Consider the following 13247-nt stretch of genomic DNA (forward strand, 5'->3'; position numbering starts at 1 on the left):
GATAGTTTGGTTAATTTGGTAACTATCTAAAACTGTCTTCAGCAAGCGCCGGCCTATGCCGGCGTTTCGCATGGTTCAACCCAAAACAACAGAGGCCAAGAACACCGTGGGAACCAACGACAACAGCCTGTCCGATGCACGCGTGCGCATGTTGCCTTACATCGTGGCGGCGACTTTCTTCATGGAGTATCTCGACACCACCATCATCGCCACGGCCTTGCCGCAGATGGCGCAGTCCTTCGGTGTCGGTCCCAACGAACTGAGCCTGGGCATGACGGCCTACATGCTGACGCTGGCCGTCTTCATTCCCATCAGCGGCTGGGTGGCCGACCGCTTCGGTTCGCGCACCGTGTTCGGCATCGCCATTGCCATCTTCACGCTGGCTTCCGTTTTGTGTGGCTATTCGCAGAACGTGTGGGAGTTCACCGCAGCGCGGGTGCTGCAAGGCCTGGGTGGCGCAATGATGGTACCGGTCGGGCGCATGATCGTGGTACGCAGTACCGGCAAGGACAGGCTGATGAAAGCCATTGCCACCATCACCTGGCCGGCCATCGTGGCACCGGTGGTGGGACCATCGATCGGTGGCTTCATCACCACCTATGCTTCCTGGCATTGGATCTTCCTGATGAACGTGCCGTTCGGGTTTGCGGCGTTCATTGCCGTCATGCGCGTGGTGCGCAATGAACACGGCCACGGCAAGCGGCCGCTGGACGTGATCGGTTTCCTGCTTTCGGGCGCGGCGCTGACCTCGCTGCTGTATGGCACCGAGATCGCCAGCCATATGGAATCCAACATCAAGGTGGCGCTCGGTTTCGTGGCCCTTGGCGTGGTGCTCGGATACTGCGCGTGGCGGCACATGCAGCGCATCGAACATCCGCTGCTGGATTTTTCCAACCTGCGCATTCCGACCTATTCGGTGACGGTGCTGACCGGTTCGCTCACGCGTATTGGCGTGGATGCAGTGCCTTACCTGATGCCGCTGATGTTCCAGATCGGCTTCGGCCTGACGGCGTTCCAGTCGGGGTTGCTGCTGCTGGCCACCGCCCTCGGCAATCTCGGCATGAAGGCATTCACCACGCGCATCCTGCAGCGCTTCGGTTTCCGTAGCGTCGCGGTCAACAATGCGGCCATCGCGGGTTGCCTCATCATCGCCTGCGGCCTGCTCACGCCGGGCACGCCGCTGCCGGTGATCCTGGGGGTGATCTTCTGCTACGGGCTGTCGCGTTCGATGCAGTTTTCGACCCTGGCCACGCTGGCTTATGCGGACATCAGTGATGCCCGCAAATCCTCGGCCAGCACGCTCTGGAGCGTGGCGCAGCAGATGACCATCGGCATGGGCATCGCCTTCGGTGCGCTGGCCTTGCGTATCGCGGCGGCGATCCGGGGCGAGGAGATCGATGCCACCGGCGCGCATTTCACGCTGGGCGATTTCCAGTGGGCCTTCGCGATGGCCGGGGTGGTGACGCTGGTTTCAGTGATCGGCTATCGTGGCCTGGCGCGGGACGCAGGCAGCAATATCGGTGGCGGGATGCGCGCCGCGCAAGGCAAGCGCTGAACTTCTCGGACGTGTATTCAGCGGTGCGCCGAAAAGCGCTCCGCCAGCCGCTCGCGGCGGAAGTGCTCGACCACGAAATCGACGAATACCCGGGTCTTGGCCGGCAGCAGCCGCGCCGCGGTGAAGTAGAGCGAGAGCATGCCGGTATCCACGTACCAGTCCGGCAGCACCCGCACCAGCGTGCCGCGATCCAGATAGAGCAGGGCATGCGGCATCGACACCAGCGTGATGCCCAGCCCCGCTTCGGCCACCTCGCAAGCCGCATTGGCATCGCTCATGGTCATGCGTTGCTGCAGCGTGACCGGTGCCTGCTGGCCGCTGTGGTCGCGTAGCGAGAAAGGCCGAACGCGTCCGGTCTGGGGCGAGCGGATCAGGATGCCCGCATGCTCGGCCAGGTCGGCCGGCGAGCGCAAGGCGGGATGCGCCTCCAGATAGGCGGGTGAAGCCAGCAGCACCCGATGCGCCGGGGCCAGCTCGCGCGCCACCACGCCCGGCGAGAGCTCGGTGCCGCCGGCGATGGCGGCATCAAAGCCCTCGGTGATGAGATCCACCGAGCGGTTCTCGAAATGCCAGTCCGGCTGGATGCCCGGATAGCGCCCCAGGAATTCTCCCAACAAGGGCACGATGTATTGCCGCCCGAAACCTGTCCCCATGCTGACCTTGAGCGTGCCGGCCGGCTGTCCGCCAGCGCTGGCGAGATTGGCCACGGCACTGCGGATGGCTTGCAGGCCGCCGCCCACTTCTTGCAGAAAGCGCTCACCTGCCTCGGTCAGCGAGAGCTTGCGGGTGCTGCGGTGAAACAGGCGTACGCCCAGTGAAGTCTCCAGCCGTGCCACGTTCTTGCCCACGGCCGCCGAGGTCAGGCCGAGCTGGCGTGCCGCCGCCGAAAAGCTGCCGGCGTGGGCCGCGGCGACGAAGCATTCGATGCTGGTCATGGTTTCCATCGCTCGATTCTAAACCATTGGTTTAAAAGGAAGATAGAGATTGCCAGCTAGTCGCTACATAATCAAACGCCGATACTTGCTTCAACCCGGACGCACACAGCAGCACGCCGCTGCAGGCCGACGGGGCCAACCCATCACTTTCAAGGAGCAAGATCATGAACAAGCAAATCCAGAACGCCGCCGCATCCCCATCCGCATCCACCCTGGCCTCCAAGGTTGCCTTCGTGCAAGGCGGTTCGCGCGGCATCGGCGCGGCCATCGTGCAGCGCCTGGCCGCCGAAGGCGCCACCGTCGCCTTCACCTATGTCACTTCGCCGGACAAGGCGCAAGCCCTGGTCTCCCGCGTGGAAGCCGCCGGTGGCCGCGCCCTGGCGATCCAGGCCGACAGCGCCGATGCAGCCGCCCTGCAGCAAGCCGTCCGCCTGGCCGCAGAGACCTTTGGCCGGCTCGATATCCTGGTCAACAATGCGGGCGTGCTGGCCATGGGCCCCATCGATGAGTTCAAGCTGGAGGATCTGGATCGGACCCTGGCCGTGAATGTGCGCAGCGTGGTCGTAGCGACCCAGGCGGCCGTGCGCTACATGGGCGAAGGCGGCCGCGTCATCAGCATCGGCAGCACCAATGCCGACCGCATCCCCTTTGCCGGCGGCGCCGTGTATGCCATGAGCAAGTCGGCGCTGGTTGGCCTGACCAAGGGCCTGGCCCGTGACCTCGGCCCGCGCGGCATCACCGTCAACAACGTCCAGCCTGGTCCGGTCGATACCGACATGAACCCGGCCAACAGCGACTTCGCCACTTCCCTGACTGGCCTGATGGCACTGCCCCGCTATGGCAAGGCTGAAGAAATCGCCAGTTTCGTGGCCTATCTCGCAGGTTCGGAAGCGGGCTACATCACCGGTGCCAACCTGATGATCGATGGCGGTTTCTCGGCTTGATCGCTGCTCAGGTCACCGTCACTCTCAGGACGAAAAAAAACCTCGTACCGGTCTGCACCGGGCGAGGTTTTTTCGTGAGAGGGGGAATCAGGCGAACAGGCGAGCCAATTCTACGCCCGGCTCCGGGGCACGCATGAAGGCTTCACCGACCAGGAAGGCATGCACGTCGGCATCGCGCATGCGCTTGACATCGTCCGGGGTGGCGATCGCCGATTCGGTGACCACCAGCTTTTCCGGGAGGATGCGCGGCAGCAGGTTCAGCGTGGTGTCGAGCGTGGTCTCGAAGGTGCGCAGGTTGCGGTTGTTGATGCCCAACAGGCGGGTCTTCAGTTTGAGGGCCGCGTCCAGTTCAGCCTGATCGTGGACTTCCACCAGCACGCTCATGCCCAGCTCATGGGCGCAGGCTTCCATGTCGGCCATGAGACCGTGGTCCAGCGCAGCCACGATCAGCAGGATGGCGTCCGCGCCCCAGGAGCGCGCTTGATAGATCTGGTAATGATCCATCATGAAATCCTTGCGCAGTACCGGCAGGGCACACGCGGCGCGCGCCTGCCTGAGGTAGTCCGGCGAGCCCTGGAAGAATTGTTCATCGGTCAGTACCGACAGGCAGGCCGCGCCATGTTCGGCATAGCTCACCGCGATCTCGGCCGGCTTGAAGTCGGGACGGATCACGCCCTTGGAAGGCGAGGCTTTCTTGACTTCGGCAATCACGCCGGCCTGGCCGTTGGCGATCTTGCCGCGCAGGCTCTCTTCGAAATTGCGCAGTTCCGAGCGCAATTCGCTATCGGTTTCCACATCGCGGCGCAGGCTGGCGAGGTCGCGCTGCTGCTTGGCGATGCGGACTTCCTCGGCCTTGACGTCGAGGATCTTGTTGAGGATGTCGGACATGGGGCTCCTGTCAGGGGTCTGAGTTGAGGGGCGGAGGTCAGTGCTTGCCGCCGAGCTGGCGGGTCACCTGGACGAACTGGTCCAGCTTGGCACGCGCCGCACCGGAAGCAATGGTGGCACGCGCCGTCTGCAGGCCCTCGGCGATCGAGGGCGCAACGCCGGCCGCATAGAGCGCGGTGGCGGCATTGATGACTACGATGTCGTGCACCGGACCGGGTTCCCCACGCAGGGCTTCGAAGATTTTCTCCTTGGACTCGGTAGCATTGCCGACCTGCAAGTTGCGGCTGGCAAACATGGACAGGCCGAAGTCTTCCGGATGGATCTCGTATTCGCGGATCTCGCCGTTGACCAGCTCGCCCACCATGGTGGCACCGCCCAGCGTGACCTCATCCAGGTTGTCTCGGCCCCAGACCACGATGGCGTGCTGCGCGCCCAGGCGTTGCAGGACGCGCACCTGGATGCCGACCAGGTCGGCATGGAACACGCCCATGAGGATGTTGGGGGCACCGGCCGGATTGGTAAGCGGACCGAGGATGTTGAAGATGGTGCGCACGCCCAGCTCCTTGCGCACCGGCGCCGCATGCTTCATGGCGGCGTGGTGGTTGGGGGCGAACATGAAGCCGATACCGGTCTGGGCAATCGATTGCGCCACTTGCTCGGGTTGCAGGTTGATGTCTGCGCCCAGGGCTTCGAGTACGTCGGCGCTGCCAGAGGACGAAGAAACACTGCGTCCGCCATGCTTGGCCACGCGCGCACCGGCGGCCGCCGCCACGAACATGGAGGCGGTGGAAATGTTGAAGGTGTGCGCGCCATCGCCGCCGGTGCCGACGATGTCGAGCAGGCGGGAGGTGTCGGCCATCGGCACCTTGGTGGCGAATTCGCGCATGACCTGGGCCGCGGCGGCGATCTCGCCGATGCTTTCCTTTTTCACGCGCAGGCCCATGGTGAGGGCCGCGATCATCACCGGCGACATCTCGCCGCTCATGATCTGGCGGAACAGCGTCAGCATTTCATCGTGGAAGATTTCGCGATGCTCGATACAGCGCAGCAGCGCTTCTTGGGGAGTGATGGGCATGTCTTGTCTCGATTTGTCTAATGGTCTCAGCCGCGGGCGCTGCCGGTCAGGAAGTTCTTGAGCAGGGCGTGGCCGTGCTCGGAGAGGATGGACTCGGGGTGGAACTGCACGCCTTGCAGGTCGAACTCCTTGTGACGCACGCCCATGATTTCTCCATCATCGGTCCAGGCGGTCACTTCCAGGCAATCCGGCAGGGTGGCGCGTTCGATGGCCAGCGAGTGGTAGCGGATCACGGTGTAGGGAGTGGGCAGGTCCTTGAAGACGCCCACGCCGGTGTGCGCAATCTTGGACGTCTTGCCATGCATGACCTGCTTGGCGCGGATGATGTTGCCGCCGAAGGCTTCACCGATGGCCTGGTGGCCGAGGCAGACTCCAAGGATGGGCAGCTTGCCGGAAAATTCCTTGAGCAGGGCCACGCAGATGCCGGCTTCCTTGGGGCTGCAGGGGCCGGGGGATAGGCAGATGCGTTCCGGGTTCAGTTTTCTGATGTCATCCAGCGTGATCTCGTCATTGCGGATGGTCAGCACCTCTTCGCCCAGCTCGCCGAAGTATTGCACCAGGTTGTAGGTGAAGGAGTCGTAGTTGTCGATCATCAGCAGCATTTAGATTTCTCCGTCCAGGCCATCTTGCACTTGTTCAGCAGCGCGCAATACGGCACGCGCCTTGTTTTCGGTTTCTTCCCATTCCATTTCCGGCACCGAGTCGGCCACGATGCCGGCGGCCGCCTGCACGTACAGCGTGCCGTCCTTGATGACGCCGGTACGGATCGCAATGGCCACGTCCATCTCGCCGCCGAAGGAGAGATAGCCGCAGGCGCCGCCGTAGATGCCGCGCTTGGTCGGTTCCAGTTCGTCGATGATTTCCATGGCGCGCACCTTGGGGGCGCCCGAGAGGGTGCCGGCGGGGAAGGTGGCCTTGAGCACATCCAGGTTCGACATGCCGGGTTTGAGGATGCCCTCGACGTTGGAGACGATGTGTTGCACGTGGGAATATTTTTCGATCACCATCTGGTCGGTGACCTTGACGCTGCCGGTGGTGGCGATGCGGCCGATGTCGTTGCGGGCCAGGTCGATCAGCATCACGTGCTCGGCGATTTCCTTGGGATCGGCCAGCAGTTCGCGCGCCAGCTGTTCATCGCGCTCGATGGTGGAGCCGCGCGGGCGGGTGCCGGCCAGCGGGCGGATGGTGATCTTCTTCTGGCCTTCGCCGATGGATTCGTTGCGCACCAGGATTTCCGGCGAGGCACCGACGATCTGCATGTCGCCGAAGTTGTAGAAGTACATGTAAGGGGAGGGGTTCAGCGAACGCAGCGCGCGGTACAGCATCAGCGGCGAATCCACATAGGATTTCCTGAGGCGCTGGCCGATCTGCACCTGCATCAGGTCGCCGGCCATCACGTATTCCTTGGCGCGGGCCACGGCCTTGAGGTATTCGTCCTTGGGGAATTCGCGGATCGTTTCAGTACGCACCGAACCGGTGGTCACCGGTGCATCGGCCGGGCGGCGCAGCATGGCGCGCAGGTCGCGCAGGCGCTGGCGGCCACGGGAGAAGGCTTCCGGCTGGGTAGGGTCGGCGTAGACGATCAGGTAGAGCTTGCCGGAGAGGTTGTCGATGACGGCCAGTTCTTCGGTCAGCAGCAGCTGGATGTCGGGCAGGCCCAGCGTATCTTGCGGGGCGCTGTTTTCCAGGCGTTTTTCGATGTAGCGCACGGCGTCGTAGCCGAAGTAGCCGGCCAGGCCGCCGCAGAAGCGCGGCATGCCGGGACGGATGGCGACCTTGAAGCGGGATTGATACTCGGCGATGAATTCCAGCGCATTGCCTTCGGCGGTCTCGATGACCTCGTCATTTTTCAGTACCTCGATCTGCTGTCCGCTGCAGCGGATCTTGGTGGAGGCGGGCAGGCCGATGAAGGAATAGCGGCCGAAGCGTTCGCCACCGACCACCGACTCCAGCAGGAAGGTGTTCTTGCCGGTGTTGTGGCTCTGGGCCAGCTTGAGATAGAGCGTCAGCGGAGTTTCCAGGTCGGCGAAGGCTTCGGCGATCAGGGGGATGCGGTTGTAGCCTTCGGCGGCCAGCGATTTGAATTCGAGTTCGGTCATGTGTCACTCCAGACCGCCATTGTAGGGTACGCGGGCCTGGCCGCAGACCGGCGCGCAGACGCCATGAAGCCATGGACGCGATGCACGCGGATGCAGCAGACAGGTGCGGACTCTCGCCAGCGGTGTCGTTATGAGAATTACGGGAAATGCGGAGGATGCGGTACCACAACAAACGACCCGGCACGCAGGTGCGGCCAGGTCCAGGCGTCAATTACTGCGCCTGGAATTGCCAGCGTCGCCACAGCCAGGCCTCAGGGGCGGCTGTCGGTTGAGCGGTTCGTTTGTTGTTACGAAACATTGATGTGGGTCGCGATTGGATCTTCGGTCTGTCGACCGGTGAGCTGACGGGTTGTCAGTCCACCGAGATTTGCTGCGCTGCTTCTACAAGCGTCGAAACTATACCATCCGAATCGACGTCGTGTATAGATTCACCGTGATTGTATCCATACGGAACATTCAGGACACGGCAACCGGCCGCGCGGGCGGCCTGGGCATCGTTGCTGGAGTCGCCGATGGCCACGACCTGCGCGGGTTGCAGGGCGAAATCCTCACAGACTTGCAGCAAGGGCATGGGATCGGGCTTCTTCTTCGGGAAGGAATCGCCGCCATAGACGATCTCGAAGAAATCGCGCAGCCCCTTCTTCTGCAGCAGCGGTACGGCGAAGGCCAGCGGCTTGTTGGTCACGCAGGCCAGGCGCAGGCCCTTGGCGCGCAAGGCTTGCAGGCCCTCGACCACGCCCGGGTAGAGCGAGGAATAGTCGCCATTGATGGCCAGGTAATGCTCCGTGTAGCTGTCCAGCGCCTGCTGGAAGTATTGCGCCGCCTCGTCCTCGGCATAGTCCACGGCGAGCACGCGCCGGATCAGGTTCTCGGTCCCCTTGCCGACGAAGTTGACGATGGTTTCCTGGGACAGGGGCGTGAGTCCCAATTCTTCACGCATGCGGTTGACCGCGACGTGGAAGTCAGCGGCCGTATCCAGCATGGTGCCGTCGAGGTCGATGATGGCGGCCTTGATGTTGGTCAGATTCTTCATATGCCCGGTAAACCTCGTTGTTTGTTCGTCTGGCGAAGGGGAGGTGCGATCAGACCTGGGCCAGTTCGGCGCGCATGGCGTCGATGACGGCCTTGTAGTCCGGCTTGCCGAAGATGGCCGAACCGGCCACGAAGGTGTCGGCACCGGCGCGGGCGGCCGCGGCGATGTTCTCGACCTTGATGCCGCCATCGACTTCCAGCAGGATGTCGCGGCCGGATTCATCGATGCGGCGGCGCACTTCGGCGATCTTTTTCAGGGCTTCCGGAATGAAGGACTGGCCGCCGAAACCGGGGTTCACCGACATGATCAGGACCATGTCCAGCTTGTCCATGACGTGATCCAGGTAATGCAGCGGCGTGCCGGGGTTGAATACCAGGCCGGCCTTGCAGCCGTTGTCGCGGATCAGTTGCAGGGAGCGGTCGATGTGCTCCGAGGCTTCCGGGTGGAAGGTGATGAGGTTGGCACCGGCCTTGGCGAAATCGGGGATGATGCGGTCCACCGGCTTGACCATCAGGTGCACGTCGATCGGCACCTGCACGTGCGGGCGGATGGCTTCGCACACCAGGGGGCCGATGGTCAGGTTGGGGACATAATGGTTGTCCATCACGTCGAAGTGAATGAAATCGGCACCGGCGGCGACGACATTGCCCACTTCTTCACCCAGGCGGGCGAAATCGGCGGACAGGATGCTGGGGGCGATACGGAAGGTCGGCATGGCTTTAAACAAAGGATGGCTGAATCGACATTGGCCGTCGGGCGCAGGCGCGAAGGCGGCAAAACCGCTATTCTACCTTGCTGCAGCGGTCGCCGGCCCGGCCGATGAGCTGGCTTGGCCCGGAACGGGCGGAGCAGGCGGAACGCATCGGCTTGCGCAGCCGGCTGAATTCGTGTGCAATCCGGGGTGGCCGCGCGGGCAAGCCCGATTGCAGATCGCCGGCGCGGCGGCAGTCCCCTTCACAACACAGGAAATTCCATGGCAGCGTATGAGTTCACGGTGACGGTCAAGACCCAGTACCTGGAGGAACAATCCGATCCATCGCGTTCGCATTACGTGTTCGCCTATGCGATCACCATCGTCAATACCGGCACGGTCCCTGCCCAGTTGATCTCGCGCCACTGGGTCATCACCGACGCCAACAACCACGCGCAGGAAGTGCGCGGCCTGGGCGTGGTCGGGCATCAGCCCTTCCTGCAGCCCGGTGAGCAGTTCGAGTACACCAGCGGTACCTCGCTCGGGACCCCCCAGGGCAGCATGCATGGTGAATATTTCTGCGTGGCCGAGGATGGCGAGCAATTCGACGTGCGCATCCCCGAGTTCGTGCTTTCACTGCCGCGCACCTTGCACTGAATTTTTCTTCCTGAGGCGGGACGACGGATTTTTCAGCGCGGGTCGCTGTCTGTCGTCTCTCGCGCTGGCTGCTGTTTCTTTTCCTGCGCTTCTTTCTGCCTGGCGCTGACGGGCCGGCCATTGTGTTCCTTGCGGCCCGAGAACATGGTCCACCAGACGATGAAGACCAGCACGAAGAAGGCGGCACTGGCCTCCAGGATCAACCACAACATGAATTTGTCTCCAATGTCATTGAATCGTTTTGCCAAGCTGTCGGCGCTGCGGCGTCTTAGTGTACCTGCGATGGCGGTCTCGGTCGCTGTCCTGCTGGCGGCCTGCCAGACTACGCCGCTGACCACGCCCGCTCCGAGCCAGCCGTCGCCCAAGCCAGTCGCCCAGCCGGGCCCGGCCATGCGCGCCACCACCTTCGCCCAGCTCCCGGGCTGGAACAATGACGACCTGCGCGAAGCCTGGCCAGCGCTGCAGTCTTCCTGCTCGGTCATGATTCGCAAGCCCGAGTGGCGCGCCGCCTGTGGCGCGGCGCAGCAGGTCAATGCCAATGACCTTGGCTTCCTGCGCCAGTATTTTGAGACTTATTTCACGCCGTATCAGCTGTTCAATCCCGATGGCACCGACACCGGGCTGGTGACCGGCTACTACGAGCCCCTGCTGCGCGGTTCGCGCCGCCGCGCCGGGCCGTATCAGACACCGCTGTACCAGGCGCCGGACGACCTGCTGACCATCGACATGGCCAGCGTCTATCCCGAACTGAAGAACCTGCGCCTGCGCGGCAAGGTGGTCGGACGCAAGGTGGTGCCGTATCCGACGCGCGCCGAGTTGATGCAGGGCAATAGCTTGTCCGGCAAGGAAATCGTCTGGGTGGATGATCCGGTGGAGGCCTTCTTCCTGCAGGTGCAGGGCTCGGGCCGCGTGTATCTGCCGGAGTCGCGGGAGACCATTCGCCTGGCCTATGCGGACCAGAATGGCCGTCCCTACAAGTCGATCGGACGCTATCTGGTGGACAAGGGGGAGATGGAGCTGTCCCAGGCATCCGCCCAGAACATCAAGGCCTGGGTGCAGGCCAATCCGGCGCGCAAGGAAGAGTTGCTCAATGCCAATCCCAGCTATGTCTTCTTCAAGGAAGAAAAGCTGCCGGATCCTTCCAAGGGACCCAAGGGGGCGCAAGGCATTCCGCTGACCCCGCAGCGTTCCATCGCCATCGACCCGCAGCATGTGCCGCTGGGGGCGCCGGTGTTCCTGGCGACCACGCTGCCCAATAGCGACCGGCCGCTGCAACGGCTGGTGGTGGCGCAGGATACGGGCGGTGCCATTCGTGGCGTGGTGCGAGCCGACTATTTCTGGGGCTTTGGCGACGAGGCCGAGGATCGCGCGGGGGCCATGAAGCAGCGCGGCATGATGTGGGTGCTGCTGCCCAAGGGGATGACGCCGCCGGGTGGCAACTGAATTTCGGTGAATTCCTTGCGGCAATGAAAAAGCCTGATCCTGTCGAGGGATCAGGCTTTTTTGCCGATGGCGGGGCTTATATATAAGGATCAGCGCAGTACCAGCACCGGGATGGTCGAATGGGTCAGCACCTTCTGCGTCTTGCTGCCCAGGAAGATGCGCGAGAGCCCGCTGCGCCCGTGGGAGGCCATGAAGATGGCGTCGCAGCCGTGCAGCGTCGCCGCCTTGATGATTTCTTCATCGGGATTGAAGGACATCACGATCTCCGTCTGGCAGGGTACGCCGGCGGCGGCCGCAGCATCTGCGATCTTCTTGATGTGCTGGTTGGCCAGGGTTTTGACGTTTTCTTCATAAAGGGCGGGATCGATCGCCATCGAGCTCTCGGCCAGCGGCGAGAAGGGGTAGGGTTCGGCCACCGAGATGCCGACGATGCTCGCACCACTGTTTTTGGCGTAGTCGATGGCCGTCGCGATGGCCTTGTCCGAGCGTTCGGAGCCGTCCGTGGGGACCAGGATATTCTTGAACATGTTCGCCTCCTCATATAGGGATAGGGAATGCGCCGCTGCGCACAGGGAATGACTCCAATATAGTCCCGTGGTGCCTTGCCCGCATGAAATTCTTGGCAGTCATTGCGCCAGGTCGGACTGGCGCATTATTTTTGGCTTATTCTTGCGGTTCGCCGTGCCGGTTGCTGCCACGCCCGGGCGGATTGCCGATTCATTCATAAGAAGGAGACCCACTATGAGCTATGAAAACATCCTGGTCGAGACCCATGACAAGGTCGGCCTGATCCGCCTGAACCGTCCCAAGGCGCTCAATGCCTTGAGCGACGCTCTGATGAGCGAGCTGGGAACGGCATTATTGGCCTTCGATGCTCAGGAAGAGATCGGCTGCATCATCGTCACCGGCAGTGAGAAGGCCTTCGCGGCGGGGGCTGATATCAGTGTGATGGCCGGGTTTGATTATATGGATGTCTTCAATGGGGAATTCATCACACGCAACTGGGAGACCCTGCGTCGCATCCGCAAGCCGGTGATTGCCGCAGTGGCGGGCTATGCGCTGGGCGGTGGCTGTGAGCTGGCGATGATGTGCGATTTCATCATCGCGGCCGACAATGCGAAGTTCGGGCAACCGGAGATCAAGCTGGGCATCATCCCGGGCGCTGGCGGTACGCAGCGCCTGCCGCGTGCGGTCTCCAAGTCCAAGGCCATGGACCTGGCGCTGACGGCACGCATGATGGATGCACAGGAGGCTGAGCGCGCCGGGCTGGTGTCGCGCATCGTGCCGGCCGACAAGCTCATGGAAGAAGCCATGGCGGCTGCGGTGACCATTACCGAGATGCCGCGCCAGGTGGCGATGATGGTGAAGGATTCGGTCAATCGTGCCTACGAGACCACCTTGTCCGAGGGGATGAAGTATGAGCGCGCGCTCTTTTATAGCTGCTTCGCTACCGAGGACCAGAAGGAGGGCATGAAGGCCTTCCTGGAAAAGCGGCCGGCGGTGTTCAAGAACGCCTGATCATTTTTCTTTCCATGGAGAAGAAAGGGTCGCCCGTCAGGGCGGCCCTTTTTTCTGAATGATTTACTATTTATTCATATCCAGCGGAAACCGCTGCCAGTCGGGGGTTTGCGGGAATTTGGCGTCGATGGCGAAGCACTGCACTTGTATTATTTTCGAGATTTTTTCGAAAGTGCTTGCGCGGCATGTAGTGGGTTGCTATAGTTCGCCCCCTGCTGACGCGGCACACGAAGTGAAGTTGAAAAACAGAGCGACGGATGTCGGCGAAGCAAGGAGTAGTGAAGCAGGTTGTAAGGCGTTTTAATTGGAAGTAGTCGAGCGGTAGCAAAAGCGAAGACGAAAAGATTTAAAGCGAATCGCAAAAAAGTAGTTGACGCGATAAACAAACTGCTACATAATCTCGTTTCTC

14 protein-coding genes are annotated in these 13247 nt (G+C 62.4%); 5 read left to right on the forward strand and 9 right to left on the reverse strand.

Going from position 1 to position 13247, the window contains the following annotated elements; translation table 11 throughout:
- Positions 1 to 70: 70 nt before the first annotated feature.
- Entirely contained in the window at positions 71 to 1555 is a 1485-nt protein-coding gene (locus ACWHXP_RS25385; protein ID WP_375713600.1) for an MFS transporter, read from the forward strand.
- 17 nt (positions 1556 to 1572) lie between these two features.
- On the opposite strand, the gene ACWHXP_RS25390 is transcribed toward ACWHXP_RS25385, so the two are convergent.
- Positions 1573 to 2499: a LysR family transcriptional regulator gene (locus tag ACWHXP_RS25390; protein WP_489634758.1), complete on the reverse strand. Its 927-nt coding sequence runs from the start codon at positions 2497 to 2499 to the stop codon at positions 1573 to 1575.
- 155 nt (positions 2500 to 2654) lie between these two features.
- Between ACWHXP_RS25390 and ACWHXP_RS25395 the strand changes: the two genes are divergently transcribed.
- Positions 2655 to 3434 (forward strand): 3-oxoacyl-ACP reductase family protein, encoded by a 780-nt coding sequence (locus tag ACWHXP_RS25395; RefSeq protein ID WP_489634757.1) that lies wholly within the window; start codon positions 2655 to 2657, stop codon positions 3432 to 3434.
- An 87-nt stretch (positions 3435 to 3521) separates the two neighbouring features.
- Here ACWHXP_RS25395 and trpC read toward each other — a convergent pair whose 3' ends face one another.
- The 6 genes from trpC to rpe form a co-directional block, all read right to left on the reverse strand.
- Positions 3522 to 4322: an indole-3-glycerol phosphate synthase TrpC gene (gene trpC / locus ACWHXP_RS25400; RefSeq protein WP_489634756.1), complete on the reverse strand. Its 801-nt coding sequence runs from the start codon at positions 4320 to 4322 to the stop codon at positions 3522 to 3524.
- Between the two features lie 37 nt (positions 4323 to 4359).
- A complete protein-coding gene (gene trpD / locus ACWHXP_RS25405) occupies positions 4360 to 5397 on the reverse strand; it encodes an anthranilate phosphoribosyltransferase (RefSeq protein WP_034340151.1) in 1038 nt (345 codons plus the stop codon).
- Between the two features lie 26 nt (positions 5398 to 5423).
- A complete protein-coding gene (locus tag ACWHXP_RS25410; RefSeq protein WP_489634755.1) occupies positions 5424 to 5999 on the reverse strand; it encodes an aminodeoxychorismate/anthranilate synthase component II in 576 nt (191 codons plus the stop codon).
- Positions 6000 to 7496, reverse strand: coding sequence for an anthranilate synthase component I (gene trpE, locus ACWHXP_RS25415; RefSeq protein WP_039786830.1), 1497 nt, complete (start codon positions 7494 to 7496; stop codon positions 6000 to 6002).
- A 352-nt stretch (positions 7497 to 7848) separates the two neighbouring features.
- Positions 7849 to 8529: a phosphoglycolate phosphatase gene (locus tag ACWHXP_RS25420; RefSeq protein WP_034340158.1), complete on the reverse strand. Its 681-nt coding sequence runs from the start codon at positions 8527 to 8529 to the stop codon at positions 7849 to 7851.
- 49 nt (positions 8530 to 8578) lie between these two features.
- Positions 8579 to 9244, reverse strand: a complete 666-nt coding sequence (gene rpe / locus ACWHXP_RS25425) for a ribulose-phosphate 3-epimerase (protein ID WP_489634754.1) — start codon at positions 9242 to 9244, stop codon at positions 8579 to 8581.
- Positions 9245 to 9502: 258 nt separating this feature from the next.
- Here rpe and apaG point away from each other — a divergent pair, with 258 nt between their 5' ends.
- Positions 9503 to 9877 (forward strand): Co2+/Mg2+ efflux protein ApaG, encoded by a 375-nt coding sequence (apaG, locus tag ACWHXP_RS25430; RefSeq protein WP_039786847.1) that lies wholly within the window; start codon positions 9503 to 9505, stop codon positions 9875 to 9877.
- 32 nt (positions 9878 to 9909) lie between these two features.
- Here apaG and ACWHXP_RS25435 read toward each other — a convergent pair whose 3' ends face one another.
- A complete protein-coding gene (locus ACWHXP_RS25435; RefSeq protein WP_034340164.1) occupies positions 9910 to 10089 on the reverse strand; it encodes a hypothetical protein in 180 nt (59 codons plus the stop codon).
- Here ACWHXP_RS25435 and mltA point away from each other — a divergent pair.
- Positions 10088 to 11320 (forward strand): murein transglycosylase A, encoded by a 1233-nt coding sequence (gene mltA / locus ACWHXP_RS25440; protein ID WP_088756147.1) that lies wholly within the window; start codon positions 10088 to 10090, stop codon positions 11318 to 11320. The genes ACWHXP_RS25435 and mltA overlap by 2 nt on opposite strands.
- Positions 11321 to 11409: 89 nt before the next feature.
- Here mltA and ACWHXP_RS25445 read toward each other — a convergent pair whose 3' ends face one another.
- Positions 11410 to 11847 (reverse strand): universal stress protein, encoded by a 438-nt coding sequence (locus ACWHXP_RS25445; protein WP_039786852.1) that lies wholly within the window; start codon positions 11845 to 11847, stop codon positions 11410 to 11412.
- A 214-nt stretch (positions 11848 to 12061) separates the two neighbouring features.
- On the opposite strand from ACWHXP_RS25445, the gene ACWHXP_RS25450 reads away from it, so the two are divergent.
- Positions 12062 to 12838, forward strand: a complete 777-nt coding sequence (locus ACWHXP_RS25450; protein ID WP_209584668.1) for an enoyl-CoA hydratase — start codon at positions 12062 to 12064, stop codon at positions 12836 to 12838.
- The last annotated feature ends 409 nt before the right edge of the window (positions 12839 to 13247 follow it).

This window comes from Herbaspirillum sp. Her2, from assembly GCF_057961375.1.

Coding starts and splice junctions, on each gene's coding strand:
- apaG (WP_039786847.1), top strand. CDS start 9,503: ATGGCAGCGTATGAGTTCACGGTGACGGTCAAGACCCAGTACCTGGAG.
- mltA (WP_088756147.1), top strand. CDS start 10,088: ATGAATTTGTCTCCAATGTCATTGAATCGTTTTGCCAAGCTGTCGGCG.
- trpC (WP_489634756.1), bottom strand. CDS start 4,322: ATGTCCGACATCCTCAACAAGATCCTCGACGTCAAGGCCGAGGAAGTC.
- rpe (WP_489634754.1), bottom strand. CDS start 9,244: ATGCCGACCTTCCGTATCGCCCCCAGCATCCTGTCCGCCGATTTCGCC.
- trpD (WP_034340151.1), bottom strand. CDS start 5,397: ATGCCCATCACTCCCCAAGAAGCGCTGCTGCGCTGTATCGAGCATCGC.
- ACWHXP_RS25390 (WP_489634758.1), bottom strand. CDS start 2,499: ATGGAAACCATGACCAGCATCGAATGCTTCGTCGCCGCGGCCCACGCC.
- ACWHXP_RS25450 (WP_209584668.1), top strand. CDS start 12,062: ATGAGCTATGAAAACATCCTGGTCGAGACCCATGACAAGGTCGGCCTG.
- ACWHXP_RS25445 (WP_039786852.1), bottom strand. CDS start 11,847: ATGTTCAAGAATATCCTGGTCCCCACGGACGGCTCCGAACGCTCGGAC.
- ACWHXP_RS25385 (WP_375713600.1), top strand. CDS start 71: ATGGTTCAACCCAAAACAACAGAGGCCAAGAACACCGTGGGAACCAAC.
- ACWHXP_RS25395 (WP_489634757.1), top strand. CDS start 2,655: ATGAACAAGCAAATCCAGAACGCCGCCGCATCCCCATCCGCATCCACC.
- ACWHXP_RS25435 (WP_034340164.1), bottom strand. CDS start 10,089: ATGTTGTGGTTGATCCTGGAGGCCAGTGCCGCCTTCTTCGTGCTGGTC.
- ACWHXP_RS25420 (WP_034340158.1), bottom strand. CDS start 8,529: ATGAAGAATCTGACCAACATCAAGGCCGCCATCATCGACCTCGACGGC.
- ACWHXP_RS25410 (WP_489634755.1), bottom strand. CDS start 5,999: ATGCTGCTGATGATCGACAACTACGACTCCTTCACCTACAACCTGGTG.
- trpE (WP_039786830.1), bottom strand. CDS start 7,496: ATGACCGAACTCGAATTCAAATCGCTGGCCGCCGAAGGCTACAACCGC.